This window comes from Rickettsiales bacterium, from assembly GCA_033762595.1.
Classification (GTDB): domain Bacteria; phylum Pseudomonadota; class Alphaproteobacteria; order Rickettsiales; family UBA8987; genus JANPLD01.
In genome coordinates this window covers 1-23,659 of the sequence record JANRLM010000003.1, presented here as the reverse complement: position 1 = coordinate 23,659, position 23,659 = coordinate 1, and the positions used below count along the sequence as shown (strand labels likewise).

Genomic DNA, 23,659 nt, shown 5'->3' with positions numbered 1-23,659 from the left:
CACAAAAATAAAATTTATTCAACTTTTAAGTTATCTGCATTTTTGCAGAGAATTTGATATAATATACTGAATACAAATATTAAATTGAACTTGAAAATCTCTGCATTTTTGCAGACACTCCAAAAACACTATGTATATTTTATACAAAATCAATACACCCAATAAATGACATCAACCATCACATATTTTGAGAAAAAGAAGAAAATTTATCCCCAAAGAGTTTGGGGAAGATATCGCAAAATAAAATGGGTGATAACAATTATCGCTTTAATTGTATATTACTTCGCCCCATGGCTTAGATGGGAAAGAGGACCACACGCCCCAGATCAGGCCATTCTTATAGATATGGCAAATCGCAGGGGTTATTTTTTTATGTTTGAGATATGGCCGCAAGAAGTTTACATACTCACTGGAATTTTAATCGTCGCAGCACTTGGACTTTTCTTTGTAACCTCAATGTTTGGGCGGGTTTGGTGCGGTTATTTCTGCTTTCAAACTATCTGGACGGATTTCTTCATCTGGGTTGAACGCATAGTGCAAGGCAACCGCAACGATAGAATGGCACTTGATAAACAAAAGCTTTTTCAAGATGGCAAAATCAACTTCAAGAAAATCTGGAAGAAAACTCTAACCCATATAATTTGGCTGTTAATTGGGCTTATGACGGGTGGTGCTTGGGTGTTTTATTTCAATGATGCCCCCACCCTTTTTGATCACATTATCCACCTTGATGTTCCCTTTGCTATATGGGGGTGGATACTCGCCCTCACTTTCTCAACCTATCTAATGGCTGGCTTTGCAAGAGAGCAAGTTTGCAATTTTATGTGTCCTTATGCTAGGTTTCAATCTGCAATGTTTGATAAAGATAGCCTTATCATCACTTATGATAAACAAAGGGGCGAGCCAAGAGGTAAATATAAGCAAGGCGATTCAATGGAAGGCAGGGGGCATTGTATTTCCTGCATGAAGTGCGTTAATGTCTGCCCCGCTGGAATTGATATCAGGGAAGGCTTACAGATGGAGTGCATCGCTTGTGGCTTGTGCGTTGATGCTTGCAACGAAACAATGGATATGATTAACCAACCACGCGGTTTAATCAGATATGACACTGAAAGAAATATGCAGAGAGCAAAACTAGGTATACCACCTAAATTCAGGTTTATTCGCCCTAGAACAATCATTTATTCAATCTTACTATCCTTTGTTTGTGGCTTAATTTTATATGCACTTCTTAATAGAAGCCTTCACGAAATTCATACTATTCACGATAGAAGCCCTTTATTTGTGCTACTTTCAGATGGCTCAATAAGAAATACTTACACAATAAAAATCCTCAATAAAACTCATTATGATAAATATTATAAATTGGAAATTGAAGGCTTGAAATATAAGTCTCTAAAAATACAATCCGCTTCTAAAATCAAGCCATCAAAAATAAAAGTTTTGGCTAATTCAGTTGCAGAATTTAGGGTTTTTGTTACTGCCAAAAAGCAACCTCAAAGCCGAAAAGATATTGATTTCAAAATCACAGAATTAAAATCAGGTTATCAAGACAAAAATACTTCAATCTCTATTAGCGATAGATATTAAACTTCGATTGTCATCCCCGCAACAAGTTCGGGGTTGACTAAAGAGAAACCAAAACCTACCCTAATAATCTAGGATATTAAACCCCCAACTCCCCTAATTAAAACTTCGCGGTAGTATCTTCAATTTTCCTATTATAGGAATCCCCTGCTCTTTTTCTAAGCGTTTCAGAGCGTGTTCGCCACATTGTCGCTTGATTTTCATCTTTGGGAACTCCCAAGCCATTTTCATATAAATAACCAATCATATATGCACCCCTTGAGCTTCCAAGCCTAGCAGCTTTTTGAAAATTATCCATTGCCTTTGTGTAATCCCTTTCAATATCCCCCGGTGCTTCAACATACATCATACCTAGTTTTTCATAAGCAAAAGCACTCTCCAAAGCGGCAGATTTTTCAAACCATTCTTTCGCACGCAAATAATCTTTACCAATGCCAGCCCCTTTGTAATACATCTCACCTATTGCATCGCCTGCCTTTTTATTTCCGTGATCCCAAGCCAACATAAAAAATTGAAATTTTGTATTTCCATTTGGAAGCGTTAAAGCAATATCAAAATAAATATTCGCAAGATAATCATTGGCTTGCTTGATAATATTTTCATCTTTAGAAGTTTTTTTAAGAAGCCTTAAATAATTTACCGCGACCTTCAAATCTTTCTCAACACCCCTACCAAAAAGGAAGATGGAAGCCAATTTTGCATAAGCATTCACATTTCCAGCTTGTGCAGCTAGTTGATAAAATTTAATCGCTTTTTGGGGGTTGTGATTATATAAATAACCAATTTCATAAAGCCTGCCAATTTCCATATAAGCCTTAGAATTTCTGGCTCTAACTGCTTTTTCTAAATAAATTTTTGCTGAGTCCGGCTCCATCTCTAGCCCTGAAATATTTTTATCCAAAATCATTAATCTTGAAAGCTGAAGCATCGCATCTGAATTGCCCAAATCCGCAGATAGCTTAAACCACTCCTTTGCTTGCTTATAATCTTGCTCAGTATTTATGCCACCTAAATACATCTGCCCAATAATAAACATATTTAATGCGTCATCATTTTGAATTGCCTCAGTTTTCTTGTCCTCAAAACTTGTTTTTGAAATTGGCTTAAAATCAGAATATTCATCAATCATTAGATTTTTATTAAACTCCTGCACCTCGGAATTCTCAGCCATTTGGGGGTCTGCCAATTGCTTTTCAGATTTTGGAATTCTTAGCTGCGCAAAAGAATTTTCTGCAATAAAAAAACAGCTAAAAATTATTATTTGAAAAATTTTATTCATTATTTTTTATATATTCAGCAATTTCAATCGCTCCATAAGTAATTATGGAATTAGCACCTGCCCTTTTGATGCTTAAAATAGATTCTAAAAGAATATTTTCAAATAATTCTTTATTTTCGCCTGCGAAATTTTTTAGCATCGCATATTCACCACTAACTTGATAAGCAAAAATTGGAATATTAAATCTATTTTTTAATTCTTTTATTATATCCAAATAAAAAATTGCTGGCTTGACCATTAGAATATCCGCTCCTTCCAAGCAATCAAGCTGAGCCTCTAAAATTGCTTCTCTGCAATTTGCAGGGTTCATTTGATAAGTTTTTTTATTAGCTTTTTTGAGGTTTTTATCGCTGCCTATAGCCTCTCTAAACGGCGTATAAAGGTTTGAAGCATATTTCGCCGTGTATGAAATTATTGGAATATTTGAAAAGCCATTTTCATCTAAAGCTCTACGAATTACTGCAACTCTGCCGTCCATCATATCTGAGGGCGAAATAATATCCGCACCTGCCTCCGCTAATAAAACCGCCTGCTTTGCGAGGATTTCACAAGTTAAATCATTATCAACTTCACCTTTTTTATTGAGCAACCCATCATGGCCAGAAATTGTATAAGGGTCTAAAGCTACATCAGCAATCACAAGGGTTTTAGGGGAAGTCTTTTTGCACTCCGCAATATATTTTAGAAGATAATTATTTTTACTTAATGCATGAGATGCATTTTCATCTTTATGCATTTGTTCTATATATGGAAATAGAATTACCGCGTTAACGCCAAGCCTTTCAGCTTTCTTAATTTGAGCTTTTAACTCTTTAAACCCAAGCCTATAAACATCAGGCAGAGATTTAATTTTTTCAGAAGCGGAATTTTTATCGCAAGTAAAAATAGGCAGAATTAAATCATCTACCGAAATTCTGGTTTCCTGCACAAGATTTCTAATCGCTTGGCTACTTCTTAATCTTCTAGGTTTTAACACTATTTCACTTCCTTAACTTTATCTAAATCAACACCTTCATATTTGCCTGTTAGAGTTTTTAAGAAAGCAGAAATAGCTTTAATTTCATCAGGCTTTAATTCAACACCAAGTTGATATTTACCCATTAATTTCACTGCCTCATCTAGTGTTTTCACATTACCATCATGGAAGTAAGGCGCAGTTAAATCAACATTTCTGAGCGATGGAACTTTGAAAGAATATTTATCCGCCTCATCTTTAGTAACGTTAAACCTGCCATAATCATTTGAAGTAATATTTCCTCTATCTTTGAAATATTCCTCGTTCATAGTTTGATATGAATTTCCGCCAAGATAAGTGCCATTATGGCAAGTTGTACAACCATAATCTTGGAAAAGTTGATAGCCTCTTTTCTCTTGAAAAGTAAGGGCATTTTTATTTCCTTTCAAGAATTTATCAAATTTTGAATCTGGTGTGATGAGCGTTTTTTCAAACTCAGCAATTGCATTTGCGATATTTTCTTTTGTAACTTTTCCAGCGTAAATTTTATCAAAAGATTTTTTATATTCTGCATTTGCAGAAACTTTTTTTACAACATTTTCCCATTTATCGCCCATTTCAACGGGGTTTTCAACAGGGCCTAAGGCTTGCTCCTCAAGGTTTTTGGCTCTGCCATCCCAAAACTGCACAAAATTATTAGCAGAATTATAAACACTTGGAGAATTCATCCCACCTTTCTGACCTTTTATACCCTTTGAAACCTGCAAATTATCAACCCCACCTTTATGCAACATATGGCAAGAAGCACAAGAAATTGTTCCATCAGCTGAAAGTAAAGTATCATGATAGAGTTTTTTACCAAGCTCAGCTTTTTCTTTATTATATTCAACCTTATTTGGAATTGGCTTAATTTCTGTATCATCTTGCGAATAAGCGGAAGTTACAACACACAGCGAACAAAATATTGATAAAAATAATTTTTTCATACCACTTACATTTTAATTTTAATTAATTTATAATCACATTATCAATCATATAAATATTTTCAATATGAATAAATTTTATAAAAAAAGTATTTTGTTTCCAATATTACTAATTTTAATTTCTTGTTCACCCTCACTACCCAAGAAACATTTTGCAACAGAAAATTTTATTTCAATAAGATACAACGCCTACGATGAAGTTCCAACATTAACAGCAGAAGCAATGGAAATGGCTTTAGAGCATTGTAAAAGTTATGGGAAATTCGCAAATTACAAAGGCGGAAATGCCAAAAATCCATTTAGTTCTGAAGAAATTCATCAGTTTGCTTGCGAAAACAAAAAATCCGATGACGCAAAATTGATTTCATCTCAGTTAGAAAGACCAAGCCACATATATATTTCAAAATAATATGCAAAAAATTTCAAAAAACATTCTTCGTAAAAAGCTTTTTGCAAGGCTTTCTGAGATGTATGCGAAGGAAGTTCCACTTTATGATAAGCTCCTTGAAACTAATCGCGATGTAAACAAAAAAATTTCACAAGAAAATAATCTCAAAATTTCTGATGAAGAACTTGAAAATTTAAGTGCGGAGAGGCACGGTGCAATTAGGCTCGGCAAGCCAGAAGAAATGCAATTAATGGCGAGATTTTTCAACTGCCTTGATATGCAACCTGTCAATTTTTATAATCTCGCAGATGCAGGTGCGAAAAGTCAACCAGTTATTTCAACCGCTTTTCGCCCCCTGAAAAATGCGGATCACAGAATATTTTGCTCCCTTTTAATGACGAATTATTTTGATCCTGAAACCCAAAAAGCTGTTGAAGAAAATTTGAAAGATAGAAAAATATTTTCTGATAATCTTGTAAAATTAATAGAAATTTCTGAAAAAGAAAATGAGCTTTCAGAAACCCAAGCAAATGAATTTTACTCTGAGGCAATCAATCTTTTTAGCTGGCGTGGCAAAGCAAAAAATTATGATTTATATAAACATTTAATTGCAAAAAAAGTGAATATTGCAGCCGATATTTCTTGTTTTCCAAATCCGCATCTAAACCACTTAACCCCCAATACCCTTGATATTGATGCACTTCAAGCAGAGATGATAAAACGCCTTGGCACAGAATATAGTGGGCTAAATCACAAGGGAATGAAAGATGTGATTGAAGGGCCTCCCGCACGGAAAGCCTTGATATTACTAAGGCAGACTTCCTATAAAGCACTTGATGAGCAAGTTGAATTTTCAAACCTAGACGGCAGTTCAAATATCGCAACTCACACTGCTCGTTTTGGTGAAATTGAGCAAAGGGGCGTTGCAGTTACCCCCAAAGGTAGAAAATTATATGATGAATGTCTTGCGGAAGCTGAAAAAATGCCTGCAAAACTAGCGAAAGAAAATTACTCTGAATATGTAAATGAATATGCAAAATGCTTTGCAAAAATCCCTGATAACCACGCAGAGCTTAAATCAGCAGGGCTTGCATATTATCGGAAAGATGGTAGCCCAATTAGATATGAAGATTTCCTGCCAGTTAGTGCAGCGGCAATTTTTGCCTCAAACCTCAATCAATATGGCACAAAATCTGAAGGTGAAAACAAACCAAAATACACCAAAGAACTTCTAGAATCTCTAATGGAAAAGAAAATTATTGAGAGCGATGAATTGTATAAAATGGAGTCAAATATATGAAAAAAATAGCAGTTTTAGGTTTAGGAAAAGTTGGAACTTTAGTTGCAGAGCTTACCAAGAAAGTTGGGTTTCAAGTTACTGGCTTTGATCGTGCAAAGCGAGATGATTTGCAATTTCAAACTAAGCCCCTTGATGTTTCAAACCAATCAGAAATCGCCAAAAATCTTAAAGGCTTTGATGCGATAGTTTCTTGCTTGCCTTATAATCTCAATAAGAAAGTTATTGATTTTGCAGTTGCAAATAAAATCCATTATTTTGATTTAACGGAAGATGTTCCAACTACAAATCACGCTATAAAACTTGCGAAAAATGCAAATTCAGTAGTTGCCCCGCAATGTGGCCTAGCCCCTGGATTTATTGGTATTGTAGGGGCATCACTTGCTAAAAACTTTTCTGAAATTCGTTCAATAGAACTTCGTGTTGGTGCATTACCGCAATCCCCAAAGGGTGATTTGGGCTATGCTTTTAATTGGTCAGCGGAAGGCGTTGTGAATGAATATCTCAATGATTGCCAAGTCATTCAAGATGGCGAAATCAAAAATGTTCCAGCGATGCAAGATAAAGAAAAAATCGTAATTGATGGCAAAATATTAGAAGCCTTTACAACTTCAGGCGGCCTTGGCACAATGTGCGAAACCTTCAAAGGCAAGGTTAAAAGCCTAAACTATAAAACTATGCGATACCCCGACCATATGAAATTGATGAAATTTTACTTTCACGAATTACTAATGAAGGAAAATCGCAAACTCGCTGGCGAAATTTTGGTCAATGCCAAACCGCCTGTAAATGATGATGTGGTTTATGTTCACGCCTCTGTTGAAGGTTATAAAAATAAATCGCAGAAGAAAGAATTATATCGTGATGAATTTGTGCGGGCTTATTATCCAAAATTTATTGCAGGCAAAGAATGGCGAGCAATCTCTTGGACAACCGCTTGCTCTATAGTTTCCGTGATAGAAATGGTTGCAAAAGGTAAACTTGCTAAAAAAGGCTTTATAAAACAAGAGGAAATTGACCTTCAAGAATTCTTAAAAACTAAGAGTGGGAGTTATTATAGTTAAGCAATATCAGTTAATTATTCAAAAATTGTCACCCCGTGCTTGTCACGGGGTTAACCATAAAAACAAGCTCTTAACTTGAGCCTTAGAAAAACTTTCAACCATTAACCCCGCAATAAATGCGGGGTGAAATTTAGTGGAAATCGGCATAAAGGCTATAAAATCTATAATTATAATCATCTTCTTATTTTCATTACAAAAAATAAATTTGCTGAAAATTCAATATATTATATAAGTTATTAAAACTTAAATATAGGCAGAAAATGAAGTTACTTTTAATTGAAGATGATAAAAATATCTGTAGCTTTATCAAAAAAGGCTTCAATGACTTTGGTCACAAAATTGATATTTGCGACAATGGCAAAACCGGCCTTGAAAAAGGAAAATCCGATAAATATGATGTTATAATCACTGATAGAATGTTGCCTGAGTTAGATGGGCTTTCTATAATCAAAAACCTTAGAGAAAATAATGTTTCCACCCCAATTTTGATACTTAGTGCATTGGGGGATATTGATGCAAAAGTTACTGGGCTTCGTGCTGGCGGCGATGATTATCTTGCAAAACCATTCTCTTTTGATGAGCTTCTGGCAAGGGTAGAAAGCCTTAATAGAAGAAATAATAATTTCACAAAAGAAAGGCAAACTAATCTAACACTTGATGATTTATCAGTTGATTTAATCTCAAGAAATGTAATTCGTGCTGGCAAAGCGATTGACTTACAAGCTAGAGAATTCAAGCTTCTTGAGTATCTTCTAAAAAATAAAGGGCAAATTGTTACAAGAACAATGCTTCTTGAAAATGTTTGGGAATATAATTTTGATCCACAAACAAATATAATTGATGTTCATATGAGCCGCCTTAGAAATAAGATAGACGCAGGCTTTGCAAAGCCTCTAATAAAAACTATTCGTGGCGTTGGCTTCAAAATTGATGATGAAATTGTCGCCTAATCGTGCCATATTCTAATAGAAAATATTATCACAGCTCCAGCTTCAAAATGGCGGTTTTGTTTACCATAATATTGGGGCTTTCCGCTATAATTCTTGGATATTTTATCTATAGTTATTCTAAAGGTGAATATATTTCAGAGGATAAAGTTGCGATAAGTGCAGAAATTTATAACCAAATTTTATGCCTTGGTGGTGTTAGTATTTTCCTAATGTTTTTAGTTGCAGTTATAAGTTTTTTCTTAAGCGTTTTCGTTGTTAATAGAATAAATATAATCGCTAAAACTGCCGGAAAAATTATGGTAACTGGCGATTTATCTGGCAGAATTTCTATTGATAATAAATGGGATGATTTAAGTAATCTCTCCTTTGTTCTTAATGAGATGCTTGAAACAATTGAAAACCTTGTAAGCGATGTGAAGCAAGTTTCTGATAATATTGCTCATGATTTAAGAACTCCATTAGCAAGGCTTAGAAACGATTTGGAGAATTTTAAGCTCACCACCGAAAACCCAAAACTCGCAAATAAATTAATTAAAGAAGCTGATAATTTACTTCAAACCTTCAACGCAATTTTAAGAATTAGTAACATTGAAAAGGGCAAAAGACTTAGTAATTTTGAGTTAACTAATTTAGAAAATTTAATCTATGATGTGATTGAACTTTACGAACCTATTGCACAAGAAAAAAGCATCAAAATAAACTCAAATTTACTGAGCATAAATTTTTTAGCTGATAAAGATTTGCTATTTCAAGCCCTTGCCAATATTATTGATAATTCCATAAAATTTACACCAGAAAATGGTGTTATTGGAATTAATCTTTCGCATGATAAAACTAATATTTATATCGCAATTTCTGATACTGGAATTGGTGTAAATGATTTTGAAAAAGAGAAAATATTTGATAGGTTTTACCGCACCGAAGCCAGCAGAACCTCTAAGGGAAACGGCCTCGGATTAAGCCTTGTTAAAGCAGTTATAAATTTGCATAAAGGCAAAATTTCTGTTGCGGATAATATTCCAAATGGACTAGTTACAAAAATTCAACTTCCTAAAAATTAACTATATGAAAATTGCGATAATTGGGGCTGGAATTTCCGGCTTGGGTGCTGGATACCTCTTAAATAAAAATGGTTATGACATCACTATTTTTGAAAAAAATGATTATATTGGTGGCCACAGCAGAACTATTGAACTTGATATTGACAGCGTAAAAACCCCTGTTGATACTGGTTTTATAGTTTTCAACTATAGAAATTATCCTAACCTAACTAAATTATTTGACGAGCTAAATGTAGCGGTTGAAAAAACCGATATGTCTTTTGGAGTTTCTATCGCGAATGGTTTTTTAGAATATGGAACGCCAAAGCCAAAAGCGATTTTCGCACAGAAAAAAAATTTTTTCCGCCTGCAATTTTATAAAATGCTTTACGATATTTTGAAGTTTAATCGCAAAGCAAAAAACTACTTAAACTCCAATTTATCACTTGGTGAATGCCTTTCTGAACTCAAACTTGGCAAATGGTTTAGAGATTATTATTTACTCGCAATGGGAGGTGCAATTTGGAGTACACCTATTTCAGCAATGCTAGATTATCCAGCTAAAAGCTTTATTAGGTTCTTTGAAAATCATGGCTTGCTAACCATTAATGATCAACCACAATGGTTCACAGTTACTGGCGGAAGCCGTGAATATGTAAAGAAATTAACTGCTGGTTTTTCTGATAAAATAAAAATTTCTTGCGGTGTTAAAAAAGTTATTCGTGGAGAAAAAATAAAAATTATTGATACTCAAAATAATGAATATATTTTTGATAAAGTAATTTTTGCCTGCCATTCTGATCAAGCTATTAAAATGCTTGAAAACCCAAGCGAAGATGAAGTAAATTTAATCGGTGCGATAAAATATCAACCTAATAAAATTATCGTTCATTCTGATGAAAATTTTATGCCTAAAAATAAAAACGCTTGGAGTAGCTGGGTTTATCTAAGCCAAGAAAAATGTGATAATGAAAAAAATGTTTCGCTTAGTTACTGGATGAACAGATTGCAAAACCTTAAAACTAAAACTCCAATTATTATTACTCTTAACTCAAAAATTAGGCCAGCAGAAAATAAAATTTATGATGAATATATTTTTGAACACCCAGTATTTGATGAAAAAGCCATACAAGCACAAGAGAAAATTGAGGAAATACAAGGGAAAAACAATAGCTATTATTGTGGTGCATACTTAAAATATGGCTTCCACGAAGATGGTTATTCCTCAGCGGTTAATGTTTGTAAGAAGATTATTAGATAGTGTCGTCAAATTATCTAAACCCTAGGTTTTTTGTATGCTTTAATTACTTCAACTGCAATATTATCTCCTTTTATTACAATATCTGCATCAGCAACTTTTTTATTATTTACGAGAACTGAAACGGAATCAGCTTTTTTCATAGGAAGCTCAATAATACTCCCCCTACTAAGCCTTAAAAATTGTGCAACGGGAATCCTAATCTTCCCAAGAAGAACTTGGCAATTAAGCATCAAATCTGAAAAACCTTTCAATTTTTGAGCAAGATTTTCTTCAGAATTATTTTCAGCTTGAGGATTTTCTGTATTATTTTCTGACATATGAATATATCTTATTTTACAGAATTTTTAACTCAAGAGAGATTTTTATTTCTGGGCATTATAACCATTTTTGGTGCTATAATGGGCAGTTTTGCAACTGCTTTAATTTATAGATTACCAAGAGATATAAATTGGGTTTCAAAAAGATCAGAATGCACAATTTGCAATCATAAACTTGGAGTTTTAGATTTAATCCCGATTTTTTCATATATAATAAGCCGTGGAAAATGCAGGTATTGCGGCACTAAATATGGCTTTACCTATTTTATTATTGAAGCATTAGTTGCGATAAGTTTTTTCATTTCTTTTTACTTTTTAACAATTCCTGAAGCTTTAATTACAGGCTTTCTCGCATTTGCAATAATCATTTTATCAGCAATTGATTTTGAACATTATATTATCCCAGATGAGGTTAATATTTTTATATTCGTTCTAGGTGCAATAAATTCATATGTAAATAATTTAGAAATTTCAGATTTTGCAATTAATTGCTTTACTTATTTGGGAATTTCTTTGTTGCTAAGATGGAGTGTTTTTTTATGGAAAAAGCGAGAGGGGCTTGGCTTAGGTGATGTTAAATTATTCCTTGCTAGCGGGGCTTTTTTGTCAATTGAATTACTTCCAATTTATCTATTTCTTTCTGGTTTTTCAGGGTTAATTCTCGCAATTTTCTGGCGATTATTTAAGAAATCTGAAATTTTTCCTTTTGGCCCTTGTCTATCATTTGCATTATTATTGTGTGTTATTTTTCCTCAAATTACAAATTGGTTAAATTATTTTTTAATACAAAATCTAAATTGATAAATAATTATTGCACTTCAGTATAAAAAAGTATTAATCTGTATTAATCTTTAATGAAAAAAAATTTGATGAAAAGATTATTAATAAATATCTTATTTGCCTCACTCCTCTTAACTTCTTGCAAGCATTTTGATAGAAACAAGGGCGATTATATTGACCCTTATCGCAAGTTGGACAGGGAAGATTATATGAAAATTACACGCCCTAAAAATGATAACGAAAAAGAAAAAAATTTACCGCCTTTATTATCGCCAACTCTAAAGTTACCTGATATTAAAAATCTAACAACCAGCCCTAAGAAATTTGAATTAGAAAATAACAAATTAGTTTCTGTTTCTGTTAATGAAAATGTTCCGTTAAAAGAAGTTCTGCTTGAAATATGCAGAAAAGCTGAGGTTGATGTTGAAATAGATCAAGATATTGATGGTAAAATTATATTTATCGCTCACGAAAAACCATTTTCTGAGGTTATTGAAAGAATCGCAAAAATGGCTGATTTGAACTATAAATTTGAGAATGGCGTTCTAAAAATCACTAAAGATTATCCTTTTGTAAGAACATATCGTTTTAATATGTTGGATATAACCAGAACCGCAAACTCAAATGTTAATGCAAGTATTTCAGTTGGTGGCAGTGGTGCAACTGGCGGTGCTAATGCATCAGTAAATAGTGGTTCATCTAACAATTTAACTATCACTGGCGGTGATGGTAATTTTTGGGGCAATTTAGAAATGGGTATTTTCCAAATACTCAATGTTTATGGCCAAGAAGTTCAAAGAGATGAAAAAGGTAAAAGAATACAACAACAAGCTGGAGCAGGCGGAATGCAGGGCGGTATGATGGGTGGTGGAATGCAGGGTGGTGGAATGCAAGGCGGTCAGGGTGGTGCAGGAGGAATGGGAATGAGTATGGCTGGAATGGTTGCTCCAAATGGTGCATCAATTCTTTCAGCTAATAGAAACGCAGGAATAGTTACAATTCTTGCAAATCAAAAACAACATGATGCTATAAAGGAATTTTTAGATAGCATTCACATTTCAATGACCTCCCAAGTTTTAATTGAAGCTAAAGTTGTAGAAGTAAGCCTTAAAGATGAATATTCATCAGGTATAAATTGGTCATTAGTTACAGCAGGGGGAAATTTTGTTGACGGAGGTACTCTAAACTTAAATTATAATGTAAGCAATGCTACATCTGATATATTTAAGTTTTCTGTTTTACCTTCTGAGTTATTTGGAAATGAGGGAAATACTCTACAAAACTCTGTAAATTTACTTCAGCTTTTTGGCGTTACAAGATCCCTTTCAAACCCTAGAATAAGCACCCTTAATAACCAAACTGCTGTTCTAAATTTTTCTAAGAACGAAGTTTACTTTACTGTTTCCCTTGGTGATCAACAAACAAATTCTGGCATTGGTGGCGTTGATAATAGAAATGTTTCAATTTCAAGTGAAATTAAAACTGTTCCAATCGGTATGATTCTTACAATCCAGCCTTCAATTGATCTGCAAAGAAATGAAATTACAATGCATGTTCGCCCTACCCTTACCAAAGTTTCTGATAGAGTTGATGACCCAAGTATAATTCTTATCAAAGATAGGCTAGATAGCTCAACAGCAATTAACTCTAGGATTCCAGTAGTTGAAGTGAAAGAGCTTGATACAGTTCTTCGCACTAAAAGTGGCGATGTCATGATGATTGGTGGCTTACTTGAAGATAAAGGCGAAAACACTGATCAAGGCGTTCCAGGTATTAGCTCAATTCCTCTATTTGGCAATGCTTTCAAAAGCGTAATTAAGAAGACTAACCTTACTGAAACTGTTATTTTAATCAAGCCAACTATAGTTCCAGGACAAGGCATTACCGTTGAAGATAGGGAATTTTATGATAAATTTGGTAAAACCAAAAGAAAATTTTTTAATGATGAGTAATTAAGATAGTTCTATTTTCTATTACCTAAAAACTAACGAACAAATACTAAATATTTCCGCATATGCACTTTATTGATGAAGCAAAAATATTTGTAAAAAGCGGTGATGGTGGAAATGGTTGTGTTGCCTTTAGAAGAGAGGCTAACGTTCCATTTGGTGGCCCCAATGGTGGCGATGGTGGCAGAGGCGGTGATATCATCATCAAAATTAATAAAGACTTAAACACACTTATTGATTATCGCTACACACAACATTTTAGGGCTAATAATGGCGAACATGGCAAAGGAAATATTAAAAATGGTAAAGATGGCAAGGATATCATCTTGAATGTCCCAATCGGAACGCAAATATTTATGGAAGATGGAAAAACCCTTCTAATGGATATTTTAGATGAATCTTTTGATGGGGTTTTCCTAAAAGGTGGTGATGGCGGTTTCGGAAATGTGCATTTCAAATCTTCAACTAATCGCGCACCAAGAAAAGCAACACCGGGTTGGAAAGGGCAGGAAATGTGGGTTTGGCTTAAGCTAAAATTAATTTCTGATGTTGGGCTTGTTGGGCTTCCAAACGCTGGAAAATCAACCTTTTTGGCAGCAACCACTCGTGCAAAACCAAAGATTGCTGATTATCCTTTCACAACGCTAAAACCGCAACTTGGCGTTTCTTATGTTGATAATAGAGAATTTGTAATATCTGATATTCCGGGTTTAATAGAAGGTGCTTCAGAAGGTCATGGTCTTGGACATCGCTTTTTGAAACATGTTGAAAGAAGCCGAGTTATCCTACATCTAGTTGATGGCACTGATGAAAACTTCCTAAAAAACTATACAATTATTAGAAATGAACTAAAAAATTATAGTGAAAATCTTGCGGAGAAAGAGGAAGTAGTTTGCATAAATAAAATTGATGCAATCCCTGAAAATGAAATTTCTAAAATGCAAAAATCTTTGCAAAGAAAATGCGGAAGTAAAGTTTTTGCAATATCTGGCATAACTGGAAAAGGCGTTATTGATGTTCAAAGGAAATTATTAGAAGTGGTTGATAAATATAAAGCTGTAATTGAAGAACAAAAACCAGTTGCTGAAGAATAAATTGCAAAATAACCTGATAAATAATTTTAATATTTACAATGCAAAGGTAATGCATAAAAGGTTTGCACCTAGGGTAAATAGCTTTGTCTATAATGTTTATTATTTAACAATTCCTTTAGATGAAATTGAAAATCTAAAAGATTTTCTGCCATATAATAAATTTGGTTTTTTAAGCTTTTATGATAAAGATCACGCTGAAAGAGATGGAAAACCCATCAAAAATTGGGTTATCAAAATTCTTAGCGAAAATAATATTGAGATAAAAAATCCAAAAATAATTTTAGTTACTCACCCAAGAATTCTCGGCTTTGTGTTTAATCCGGTGAGTTTTTTCTTGTGTTTTGATGAAGATGAAAAATTAAAATGTGTTATTTCTGAGGTAAATAATACCTTCGGTGAAACGCACTCATATATTTGCACCAAAGAAGATTTTTCTGAAATAAAGCCTGATGATTTTATCTCTGCCAAAAAACTTTTTTTCGTCTCACCTTTTTTTACAAGGGAGGGCTATTATAAATTTTGCTTTAAGATTATTGATGATAAAATTTCAATAATTATTGATTATTTTAATGATGAAAGCCAAGCAAATCTTATAACTTCTCTGAATGGAAAAATTATTCCACTAAATAAGAAAAACCTTAGAAAAACTATTATTTCAAACCCTCTTATTACCTTCAAAACTATTTTTTTGATTCACTACCAAGCTATAAAATTAATTTTTAAGGGTATAAAATATATTAGAAAACCCAAGCAGATTGAAGAAAAAATTAGTATGGCACAAGACTAACCCTTCCTTGCTAGAATCATATAATTTACAGATAAATCATCTGAGAGTTCAAATTTATCTTTGAATGGCTTGTAAGTTACACCTTTTGCTTCAAGAGGCTTGCAATTATTAGTTTCCAATAGATTATGAATTTCAGAAGGTTTTAAGAATTTATTCCAATCGTGAGTTCCTTTTGGCAACCAATTTAAGATATATTCCGCCCCGATTTTTGCAAAAGCGAGGGATTTCAAATTTCTATTTAGCGTCGCGATTAAAATCAAACCACCCTCTTTAACAAGGTTACAACTAGCTTGCATAAAAGATTCTACATCTGCCACATGCTCAATCACTTCCATATTAAGCACAACATCAAATTTGCGATTTTGGGCGGATAATTCTTCCGCAGAGGTACAGAGATACTCAATCTCAATCTCTTCTCTCTCCGCATAAAGTGAGGCAACTTGAATATTCTTTTCAGAAGCATCAATGCCCGTAACCTTCGCCCCAAGCCTTGCAAGAGGCACTGAAAGCAACCCACCACCGCAGCCGATATCTAATATGGTTAATGGTTGATGGTTGATGGTTGATGGTTTTTCAAAGATTACTTTAACAATATATTCTAGCCTAGTGGGGTTAAATTTGTGCAGAGGCTTAAATTTGCCGTTGGGATTCCACCATTCATCAGCTATACGAGAGAATTTCTCAATTTCTTGGGGGTTTATTGATTTCATAGAGAGATTGGGGGGTTAGGGCTAAGGGGTTAGATTTTGAAATATTGTCATCTTGAGCAAAGCGAAAGATCTAGATTCTTCGCTAACACTCAGAATGACAAACCCTAAGCCCAAATAACTAGTTAGCCGTAGATGACCCGAAAAAATTCCGTTACGGGTGCTTTCTTTCGAATCTGTCCGGGTTAGCGGGTTTTCCGTCCACCTACGACCAACTGGATAATTAAGCCAAATTGTAAATTATTCAATATAAATTGTTTTAATATATTTCACCACCCAAATCACCATTTTTTGAAGATGAAAAACCCAGCAAGAACAAGGAAAAGAAAGCCAAGCAGGTGATTCCACTTAATTTCCTGCCCCAGATAGTAAACTGAGAAAACCGCAAAAACAATCAGGGTAATAATTTCTTGTATGGTTTTGAGCTGAACTGCTGAAAAAACGCTAGAACCAAGCCTATTTGCAGGTACTTGCAAGCAATATTCAAAAAAAGCTATTGCCCAGCTTATAAAAATGACTAATAGGAGGGGGGCAGATTTATATTTCAAATGCCCATACCAAGCGAAAGTCATGAATATATTTGAGGCGACAAGAAGCAAAATTGTTGTTATTTGTATCGGCATAAATTTTAATTTTGGGGTTAGTAATGAATAATTTATTAGAAATAGCTTCTAAGTTATACAATAAAAGCAAAATTTATTCAGTAGATGATATCACGCTTTTAATTGCAGTTAGAATCCACGAATTCAATGAATATCTATTTGATAGAATTGAGCTTACAGCAGATTATTATGAACCTAAACCTCAAATTTTATTAGTAGATTTTGGATCAAATGACGATTATCAAATTAGATTAAAAAATTTATGTAAAAAAAAGGGAATAACATATCATTACATAGATGATAAAGGAGTTTTTTCCCCAAGTATTGCAAAAAATAGAGGATTTGAAAATATAAAAACAGATTTAGTGTTATTTAATGATGCAGATTGTTTTTTTGAAAAGGATGTATTTGCTCGCTTAGTAAAAGATGCTAACGCATTAGACTTACATAATAATAGAATGATGATGTTGAATTTTCCAGTTTACCATCTTAGCAAAAAATCAACTGATATTATTAATAATTACAATGATAATAGTAAAAAATCTCAAGAATTTATAAAAATAAAAACTCAGGCAACCTTAGATTTTTCAAATAAGCTTGTTGACTTTGTTGCACCTTATTCAAATATTTTTTTCTGCCATAAAACATTATTTGAAGTAGTTGGCGGTTATAATGAAAATTTTAGAGGACACGGCTCAGAAGATTTTGAGTTTTTAATTAGATATGCAATAATTTCTGATATATGGAAAAAACCAGAAAAAATTGATAAAGACTTTTATGGTCCACTCAAATCTTCTTTTTATAGCTTAAAAACCTACGAAGGCTTTAGACAACTTTTCTCGCTTATTTCTTTCCACGCTGAAATAAATGGGTATGCAACTTTTCACCTTCATCACGATAAACCAAATAATTTAGCTTGGGTAAAATCAAATGACTGGAAAAGATCTAAGTTCTATAAAGAACTTAACGAATATATAGAAAATAACGAAAAATTGCTTTCAATAGATTTTATTCATAAAGAAAAAAATATTATTTGTCTAATTGAACATTTTAATAACTGGAAATATTTTATTTTTCTAAGATCGCTTGGATATAAATTAATGCCGATTTATAAATATTCTCAGAACGAAGAAAACAGAGCCAAAAAACTTATAAAAGAAAACAAAATAGATTTTATTAGCATATTCAACCCCTACATGAAATCTCATAAAGATATAAGAAAAATTTTTGATTATGGAATCAGCCTTAAAATCAAACCTCTTGTAATTGAAAGAGGGGCGTTACCAAATACAATATATTATTCAAACACGGTAGCTTACAACGATAAAGATTACATAAATATTAACTTAGACAAGTATTCACCTAATTTACAAAATAGACAAATAATTCAAGAGTATATTGAAGAAATTAAAAAAGGAGAAGTAACACTTGAAAAAAACCCAAAGGCTAATGATGAAAATAGTAAAATAAATAAAATTCACAGCTTTGAAGGTAAGAAAATTTTTATTCCTCTTCAGTTGCATAATGATATGGCAGTTACATATTATAATTATGGCTACATAAAGTATGAAGAATTTACTAAAAAACTATTAGAATTTGCAAAGTTAAACGAGAATATTTTATTTTTAATTAAAAATCACCCCCTCACAAATCTTAAAATTAATGAGAAAGGAAAAAATATTATTATTGTAGATGATATTAATGTCCATAAGTTAATCGATATTTCAGATGCAACTTTATGTTATAATTCAGGCGTTGGGTTATTATCTGCAATACATAACAAGCCAGTTTATACTCTAGGAAACTCATTTTACTCAAAAGCTGGTTTAGCAAAAAGCATTAAGTCAATCGATGATATCAAGGATTTCTTAAAAAAAAGATACAAAATAGATAATTTATCAGAAAAAGTAATAAATTACTTGAACTGGATTATTACTGAAAAATATTCATTTTTTAGTGGAGTCGATGTAATAAAAAAATTCTCTGATAGAGCTGCTCACGATTATAGCGATATAAAATTACCAAGAATATCTTTTGATGGAAAGTCAGTAAACTTATATTCTAATTTATTATTGAATAATTCAAAAAATTCTTATTTCTGGGGAAGATTAAACCAGATTACAAACGAAGAACTTTTATCAATTTCTAAAAAGAAAATATTAAAAAATATCGCAGAAAATAATAAAGTAAGCAATACAAATGATGATAATAAGTTAAGTATTAGAAGAAGAAAATTGCGAAAGCTAATGAAGTCTCCGATTAAGTTTTTTAGAGATTCTAAACTAGTTAAACCAATATTAGGTAATCCGAAATGAAAGAAATTAATTTACACATAGGTGCTCATAAAACAGCTACCACTTTCATTCAAGAAACTTTAGAAAAAAATATTTCATTATTAGAAAATAAAAATATATTTTATTGTTCAAGACTTAAATATACCAAAAAGTTAAACTGGAATATTTTAAGAAGAATTGAAGGGGTAACTGGAAATTTACAAAAACTAGATTCAACCCAACTTAGAAAGGAATTAAAAAGTTTTGAAAATGAATATTTGTTAAAAAATAAGATAATTATTTCTGATGAAGAAATTTCAGGTTCACTAAACTTAAAAGTAACTAAATATCTTTACAATGATGTTGGTAAGTACCTCAATTTTATCAATACTGAGTTAAAGAATTATAAAATAAAAATATTTTTTTGTATTAGAAATTATGCAAGCTTTATTGAATCTGCCTATTTACAGCTTGTTAAGATGGGAGTTTCTTATAGCTTTAAGAGTTTTATTTCTAAAGAAGTCTTAGAAAATTTAAGCTGGTTAAGCATTTTGCAAAATATTTTAGACAGCTCAAAAAATGTAGAGCTTGTAGTATGGGATTATGAAAGCTTTAGTAGCGATGATAATTTTAAGAAAAAAATTATATCAAAAATAGCATTTAATATTGATCCTAAATCATTCTATTTAATACAAGACAAAAAAATAAATCCTTCATACTCAGAAGAAGCCCTAAAAATAGCTATAGCAGCAAATAGCATTTTATCAAAAAAAGAAGACAAGAATAAAGTTAGAGCCTTCTTAACCAAAAACTTTTCAACCAAGCAAGGCTATAATAAACCTAGCCTATTTTCCAATCAAGAATATGATCTACTTTCTTTAAGATATAAACAGGATATTGAGCAAATTAAGAGTATGAAAAATATAATATATTTGCAACCAAGTAATAATATTTTCCCTTTTTTTAATTAATGATAAAACATAAACTGGTTAAGGGAGAAGATTTAAGCTTATCGCAAACCAATCAACCATCAACTATCAACCATCAACCAATCAAGCCCCCCACCTAACCTCCCCCCGTAAACAGGGGGAGGAATATTTTCCAAAGACCATCAACCATCAACCATCAACCAACTACCTAACCAAATACTCGCCTTCCTTTAATCTATCAAAAACACCGGTTTGGGTTTGCATTCTTATCGGTAGAGATTGCATCTTGCCGTTCTTCTTCACCTTTGCGACCGCAAAATGCAAATGCGGTGAGCCACTATAGCCAGTATTGCCCGAAAAACCAATCATCTGCCCCTTCTGAACATAATCACCTATATTCACACTCGCACCGCCCCTTGCCAAGTGAGCGTAAATTCCGATAGTTCCATCTTCATGCTCAATGTGAACGAAATTAGATTTCTCCCTAAGCCTTGCATCAAGCCCACCATCTGCGTAATATTCCCGCACCTTCACCACCACCCCTTCACGAGCTGAGAAAACAGGAGTTCCGGTTGGCATTCTGAAATCGTAAGAAAAATAATTTTCTTCATCAGTGTGCGAAAACTTTCCACCATAACCTTGAATCATCTTAAAAGTTTTGCCCGGCTCAAACGGTAAAGCATAAACATAAGAATTATCGTGAATAGCATCAATAAACCCATCTGTAGCCTTGAAATTGAAGTTGAAGCTAGCTTCCTCACCATTTTGATTAACATAGATTTCAGCGATTTTTATATTTTCTTTACCTCGCAAAATAATTTTCTCTGGGCTTCTCACCATATATTTCAGCACAGAATTACTATTCCAAATCATCATTGAAATTGTTTTAGTGGTAGGCGATTTATTTGCTGCTTCAAAAACAATAATCTCTGGCGAGATAAAATATTTTATACAAATTTCCTTTCTGTCATCGCAAGATTCCTTAACCTCCTCAAACTTTTGCGAGGGTTGCTGTGCATCAATAAAATTAGGGTTCTTAGCCCTTTGATATAACTCACTTTGCGGATTATTATAATTATCTGTGCCGTAAGTATTGGCTGGTTTTGCTAAGTTTTCCTTAGTAAATTCATAATTATTAAACGGCTTAAAATTCTCCGTTTGATTAACTTGGCTATTACCATTCTCATCAACATTAATAACTTCAGGCTGGTTAGAATTTTGGCTTCCGAGCTTAATCTCAAAGGGGTTATCGGCTTGAATAATTTTTACTTGGTTGCCATCATTTTGCTTCTCAAGATTGATAATTTCACTTTTATCCTGAGCTTTCTCTGGGTTAGCACTTGGCCTTCTTCTATCATCAAAATTTGGCTCTCCGCCCAACCCGCCCGGGTTAAAATTCCCATCAATTCTAATGTTACTGATATTTGGGTTGCTTGAGGTTTGAGAATTCGCATCAAACGCAAATAAAATTAAAAATATTATAGTAAAATACATTTTCATATTTGCCAGATTTGTGTGTATGATATTATAAAAAAAGTATAAGATATAAATGAAGTTTATAAATACATATTCAAAACTAGGTAAGGATTTTTTTAGTAAAACTGAAATTGAAGCCTTTGAAAACCCCATTTTGATTGATTACAACACAGAGCTTGCCGAAGAATTAGGCTTAAACCTTAATGAAAATGAGGTAAAAGAATATTTCAGCGGGCAAAAATTATTTAGTGGCAGTGAAATTATTTCTTCAGTTTATGCAGGACATCAATTCGGCTCATTTGTGCCACAATTAGGTGATGGCAGAGCTCATTTACTTGGTGAAATTGACGCCAAAAATCATTCCTCATATGAAATTCAATTAAAAGGAAGTGGCAAAACCCCTTACTCAAGATTTGGTGATGGCAAAGCTGTTTTGCGTTCATCTATCAGGGAATATTTAGCCAGTGAAGCCCTTCATTATCTTGGAATTCCAACTACTAGAGCCTTATGTTTAATCGGCAGTGATGAAAATGTTATGCGTGAAGGCGTTGAAAAAGCTGCTATGGTAACGCGTGTTTCGCCAAGTTTTGTGCGGTTTGGGCATTTTGAATTTTTCACTCATAATAAGCAACCAGAAAATACTAGAATTTTAGCGGATTATATTATTGAAAAATTTTATCCAGATGCACTTTCATTTCAAAATAAATATGAAAAATTTTTCTATTTAGTGATGAATAAAACCGCAAAATTAATGGCAAAATGGCAGGCTTTTGGCTTCACTCACGGCGTTATGAATACTGATAATATGAGCATTCTTGGCATAAGTATTGATTATGGCCCTTATGGCTTTGTTGATGGCTTTGATTATGGCTATGTGCCAAACCATTCTGATCACACTGGGCGATATAGCTATATGAACCAACCGCAAATTGCACATTGGAATTTATTTGCACTCTCTTATGGTTTAGAGCCAGTGCTTCCGCTTAATCTTGCGAAGGAAATTTTGAGTTTATATTCTGATATTTTCTCTAGGGAATATATTGATATTATGCGTCAAAAACTTGGGTTAAAACAGAAAAAACCTGAGGATTTACAACTCATTCAAGGCTTGATGCAATTACTTAATGATTTTGAAGTTGATTACACAATTTTCTTTAGACATTTATGTGAGCTTAAAATCAATGAAATAAATTCCAACCTTCATAAAATGTTTAAGAAGCCAGAATATTTTATAGAGTGGGAAGAAAAATATAAAAAGCGTATAATGCTTGAAAACTGGGCGGATTATAACAAAAACCCCTCTAAGCTTGAAAAAGAAAGAGAATTAGAAATGAAGAAAATCAACCCTAAGTTTATTTTACGAAATTACCTTGCGGAAACTGCAATCAGACAAGCAACATACGCGGAAGATTATTCTGAGGTTAAAAAACTAAGGCAAATCCTAAAAAAACCATTTGATGAACAAGCGGAGTTTGAAGTTTATGCTGCCCCACCGCCTGATTGGTCAAAGGATATTTGCATTTCGTGTAGTAGTTAGGGGTAAATCTTATGACTAATTTTAAGGAACAAATTTTGAAAATAAACCCTTCGCTTAAAGTAATTTCAGCGGAAGAAAACTCTATTGAAAAATATATCAATATTGAAAGGGGTGAGTCTGCAAAGCCTTTATTTGCAACAATTCCAAGCAACAAAGATGAATTACAATCTGCAATAAAAATTCTCAATCAGCTTAAAATTTCAGCAGTTATTTTTGCTGGAAATACTGGTTTAGTCTCATCTCAAAGGGCGTTAAATGAAGCCGTTTTAGATATGAATAATTTTGATAGATTAATTTCTATCAATCTACAAAATTGTGAAACTCTTAACTTTTCAGCCTTAAATGATATTAAATTGCCGATAAAAAAAGCGGAGATTTGGCGAGGAGAATTAGAAAATTTTATC

Annotated in this window: 22 protein-coding genes and 1 other RNA gene; 15 read left to right on the top strand and 8 right to left on the bottom strand. The window is 33.0% G+C overall.

Features of this window, described 5'->3' with window-relative positions; all coding sequences use genetic code 11:
- The first annotated feature begins 165 nt into the window (after positions 1-165).
- On the top strand, positions 166-1,590 hold the full coding sequence (gene ccoG, locus SFT90_00180) for a cytochrome c oxidase accessory protein CcoG (GenBank protein ID MDX1948902.1): 1,425 nt from the start codon (positions 166-168) through the stop codon (positions 1,588-1,590).
- A gap of 97 nt (positions 1,591-1,687) precedes the next feature.
- On the opposite strand, the gene SFT90_00175 is transcribed toward ccoG, so the two are convergent.
- Genes SFT90_00175 through SFT90_00165 form a run of 3 tightly spaced genes read right to left on the bottom strand, consistent with a single transcriptional unit; the run spans position 1,688 to position 4,807 of the window.
- The gene (locus SFT90_00175; GenBank protein ID MDX1948901.1) at positions 1,688-2,866 is read right to left on the bottom strand and encodes an SEL1-like repeat protein; all 1,179 of its coding nucleotides are present in this window, start codon (positions 2,864-2,866) and stop codon (positions 1,688-1,690) included.
- Positions 2,859-3,842, bottom strand: coding sequence for a porphobilinogen synthase (hemB, locus tag SFT90_00170; protein ID MDX1948900.1), 984 nt, complete (start codon positions 3,840-3,842; stop codon positions 2,859-2,861). Before hemB ends, SFT90_00175 begins: the two co-directional genes overlap by 8 nt.
- Positions 3,842-4,807, bottom strand: coding sequence for a cytochrome-c peroxidase (locus SFT90_00165; GenBank protein ID MDX1948899.1), 966 nt, complete (start codon positions 4,805-4,807; stop codon positions 3,842-3,844). The genes hemB and SFT90_00165 overlap by 1 nt, the downstream gene beginning before the upstream one ends.
- A 64-nt stretch (positions 4,808-4,871) precedes the next feature.
- On the opposite strand from SFT90_00165, the gene SFT90_00160 reads away from it, so the two are divergent.
- The 6 genes from SFT90_00160 to SFT90_00135 all read left to right on the top strand — a co-directional run bounded on the left by SFT90_00160 (position 4,872) and on the right by SFT90_00135 (position 10,804).
- Positions 4,872-5,213 (top strand): hypothetical protein, encoded by a 342-nt coding sequence (locus tag SFT90_00160; GenBank protein MDX1948898.1) that lies wholly within the window; start codon positions 4,872-4,874, stop codon positions 5,211-5,213.
- 1 nt (position 5,214) lies between these two features.
- Positions 5,215-6,492 carry a DUF1338 family protein gene (locus tag SFT90_00155; GenBank protein MDX1948897.1) on the top strand — a complete coding sequence of 426 codons (1,278 nt, stop codon included), beginning with the start codon at positions 5,215-5,217 and terminating at the stop codon, positions 6,490-6,492.
- Positions 6,489-7,553 carry a saccharopine dehydrogenase C-terminal domain-containing protein gene (locus SFT90_00150; protein MDX1948896.1) on the top strand — a complete coding sequence of 355 codons (1,065 nt, stop codon included), beginning with the start codon at positions 6,489-6,491 and terminating at the stop codon, positions 7,551-7,553. The genes SFT90_00155 and SFT90_00150 overlap by 4 nt, the downstream gene beginning before the upstream one ends.
- Positions 7,554-7,813: 260 nt before the next feature.
- Positions 7,814-8,503 (top strand): response regulator transcription factor, encoded by a 690-nt coding sequence (locus tag SFT90_00145; protein ID MDX1948895.1) that lies wholly within the window; start codon positions 7,814-7,816, stop codon positions 8,501-8,503.
- Positions 8,504-8,505: 2 nt separating this feature from the next.
- The gene (locus SFT90_00140) at positions 8,506-9,564 is read left to right on the top strand and encodes a HAMP domain-containing sensor histidine kinase (GenBank protein ID MDX1948894.1); all 1,059 of its coding nucleotides are present in this window, start codon (positions 8,506-8,508) and stop codon (positions 9,562-9,564) included.
- A 4-nt stretch (positions 9,565-9,568) separates the two neighbouring features.
- Positions 9,569-10,804 carry an FAD-dependent oxidoreductase gene (locus SFT90_00135; protein ID MDX1948893.1) on the top strand — a complete coding sequence of 412 codons (1,236 nt, stop codon included), beginning with the start codon at positions 9,569-9,571 and terminating at the stop codon, positions 10,802-10,804.
- Between the two features lie 14 nt (positions 10,805-10,818).
- On the opposite strand, the gene SFT90_00130 is transcribed toward SFT90_00135, so the two are convergent.
- A complete protein-coding gene (locus SFT90_00130; protein ID MDX1948892.1) occupies positions 10,819-11,121 on the bottom strand; it encodes a FliM/FliN family flagellar motor switch protein in 303 nt (100 codons plus the stop codon).
- On the opposite strand from SFT90_00130, the gene SFT90_00125 reads away from it, so the two are divergent.
- From SFT90_00125 to SFT90_00110, 4 genes are all read left to right on the top strand, one after another.
- Positions 11,122-11,922 carry a prepilin peptidase gene (locus tag SFT90_00125; protein MDX1948891.1) on the top strand — a complete coding sequence of 267 codons (801 nt, stop codon included), beginning with the start codon at positions 11,122-11,124 and terminating at the stop codon, positions 11,920-11,922. It abuts the gene before it with no gap.
- Between the two features lie 68 nt (positions 11,923-11,990).
- Positions 11,991-13,853: a hypothetical protein gene (locus SFT90_00120; protein MDX1948890.1), complete on the top strand. Its 1,863-nt coding sequence runs from the start codon at positions 11,991-11,993 to the stop codon at positions 13,851-13,853.
- 62 nt (positions 13,854-13,915) lie between these two features.
- Positions 13,916-14,944 carry a GTPase ObgE gene (obgE, locus tag SFT90_00115; protein ID MDX1948889.1) on the top strand — a complete coding sequence of 343 codons (1,029 nt, stop codon included), beginning with the start codon at positions 13,916-13,918 and terminating at the stop codon, positions 14,942-14,944.
- Complete coding sequence (locus SFT90_00110) at positions 14,913-15,731, top strand: DUF1365 domain-containing protein (protein MDX1948888.1); 819 nt, start codon at positions 14,913-14,915, stop codon at positions 15,729-15,731. The genes obgE and SFT90_00110 overlap by 32 nt, the downstream gene beginning before the upstream one ends.
- Here the strand turns inward: SFT90_00110 and ubiG are convergent.
- The 3 genes from ubiG to SFT90_00095 all read right to left on the bottom strand — a co-directional run bounded on the left by ubiG (position 15,728) and on the right by SFT90_00095 (position 17,061).
- Positions 15,728-16,441 (bottom strand): bifunctional 2-polyprenyl-6-hydroxyphenol methylase/3-demethylubiquinol 3-O-methyltransferase UbiG, encoded by a 714-nt coding sequence (ubiG, locus tag SFT90_00105; protein MDX1948887.1) that lies wholly within the window; start codon positions 16,439-16,441, stop codon positions 15,728-15,730. The two genes, SFT90_00110 and ubiG, sit on opposite strands and share 4 nt — an antisense overlap.
- A gap of 117 nt (positions 16,442-16,558) precedes the next feature.
- Positions 16,559-16,655: signal recognition particle sRNA small type (gene ffs, locus SFT90_00100), an RNA gene on the bottom strand.
- Between the two features lie 64 nt (positions 16,656-16,719).
- On the bottom strand, positions 16,720-17,061 hold the full coding sequence (locus SFT90_00095) for a DMT family protein (GenBank protein MDX1948886.1): 342 nt from the start codon (positions 17,059-17,061) through the stop codon (positions 16,720-16,722).
- Positions 17,062-17,084: 23 nt separating this feature from the next.
- Here SFT90_00095 and SFT90_00090 point away from each other — a divergent pair, with 23 nt between their 5' ends.
- Together SFT90_00090 and SFT90_00085 are read left to right on the top strand one after the other, a co-directional pair.
- Positions 17,085-19,355, top strand: coding sequence for a glycosyltransferase (locus SFT90_00090; GenBank protein ID MDX1948885.1), 2,271 nt, complete (start codon positions 17,085-17,087; stop codon positions 19,353-19,355).
- Positions 19,352-20,284, top strand: a complete 933-nt coding sequence (locus tag SFT90_00085; protein MDX1948884.1) for a hypothetical protein — start codon at positions 19,352-19,354, stop codon at positions 20,282-20,284. Before SFT90_00090 ends, SFT90_00085 begins: the two co-directional genes overlap by 4 nt.
- A 162-nt stretch (positions 20,285-20,446) precedes the next feature.
- Here SFT90_00085 and SFT90_00080 read toward each other — a convergent pair whose 3' ends face one another.
- Positions 20,447-21,736 (bottom strand): M23 family metallopeptidase, encoded by a 1,290-nt coding sequence (locus SFT90_00080; protein ID MDX1948883.1) that lies wholly within the window; start codon positions 21,734-21,736, stop codon positions 20,447-20,449.
- Positions 21,737-21,791: 55 nt separating this feature from the next.
- Between SFT90_00080 and SFT90_00075 the strand changes: the two genes are divergently transcribed.
- Entirely contained in the window at positions 21,792-23,255 is a 1,464-nt protein-coding gene (locus tag SFT90_00075; GenBank protein MDX1948882.1) for a YdiU family protein, read from the top strand.
- A gap of 11 nt (positions 23,256-23,266) precedes the next feature.
- The coding region (locus SFT90_00070; GenBank protein MDX1948881.1) for a hypothetical protein at positions 23,267-23,659 on the top strand (393 nt) is incomplete at its 3' end.

Coding starts and splice junctions, on each gene's coding strand:
- ccoG (MDX1948902.1), top strand. CDS start 166: ATGACATCAACCATCACATATTTTGAGAAAAAGAAGAAAATTTATCCC.
- SFT90_00175 (MDX1948901.1), bottom strand. CDS start 2,866: ATGAATAAAATTTTTCAAATAATAATTTTTAGCTGTTTTTTTATTGCA.
- SFT90_00165 (MDX1948899.1), bottom strand. CDS start 4,807: ATGAAAAAATTATTTTTATCAATATTTTGTTCGCTGTGTGTTGTAACT.
- SFT90_00160 (MDX1948898.1), top strand. CDS start 4,872: ATGAATAAATTTTATAAAAAAAGTATTTTGTTTCCAATATTACTAATT.
- SFT90_00155 (MDX1948897.1), top strand. CDS start 5,215: ATGCAAAAAATTTCAAAAAACATTCTTCGTAAAAAGCTTTTTGCAAGG.
- SFT90_00150 (MDX1948896.1), top strand. CDS start 6,489: ATGAAAAAAATAGCAGTTTTAGGTTTAGGAAAAGTTGGAACTTTAGTT.
- SFT90_00145 (MDX1948895.1), top strand. CDS start 7,814: ATGAAGTTACTTTTAATTGAAGATGATAAAAATATCTGTAGCTTTATC.
- SFT90_00135 (MDX1948893.1), top strand. CDS start 9,569: ATGAAAATTGCGATAATTGGGGCTGGAATTTCCGGCTTGGGTGCTGGA.
- SFT90_00130 (MDX1948892.1), bottom strand. CDS start 11,121: ATGTCAGAAAATAATACAGAAAATCCTCAAGCTGAAAATAATTCTGAA.
- SFT90_00125 (MDX1948891.1), top strand. CDS start 11,122: ATGAATATATCTTATTTTACAGAATTTTTAACTCAAGAGAGATTTTTA.
- SFT90_00120 (MDX1948890.1), top strand. CDS start 11,991: ATGAAAAGATTATTAATAAATATCTTATTTGCCTCACTCCTCTTAACT.
- obgE (MDX1948889.1), top strand. CDS start 13,916: ATGCACTTTATTGATGAAGCAAAAATATTTGTAAAAAGCGGTGATGGT.
- ubiG (MDX1948887.1), bottom strand. CDS start 16,441: ATGAAATCAATAAACCCCCAAGAAATTGAGAAATTCTCTCGTATAGCT.
- SFT90_00095 (MDX1948886.1), bottom strand. CDS start 17,061: ATGCCGATACAAATAACAACAATTTTGCTTCTTGTCGCCTCAAATATA.
- SFT90_00090 (MDX1948885.1), top strand. CDS start 17,085: ATGAATAATTTATTAGAAATAGCTTCTAAGTTATACAATAAAAGCAAA.
- SFT90_00085 (MDX1948884.1), top strand. CDS start 19,352: ATGAAAGAAATTAATTTACACATAGGTGCTCATAAAACAGCTACCACT.
- SFT90_00080 (MDX1948883.1), bottom strand. CDS start 21,736: ATGTATTTTACTATAATATTTTTAATTTTATTTGCGTTTGATGCGAAT.
- SFT90_00075 (MDX1948882.1), top strand. CDS start 21,792: ATGAAGTTTATAAATACATATTCAAAACTAGGTAAGGATTTTTTTAGT.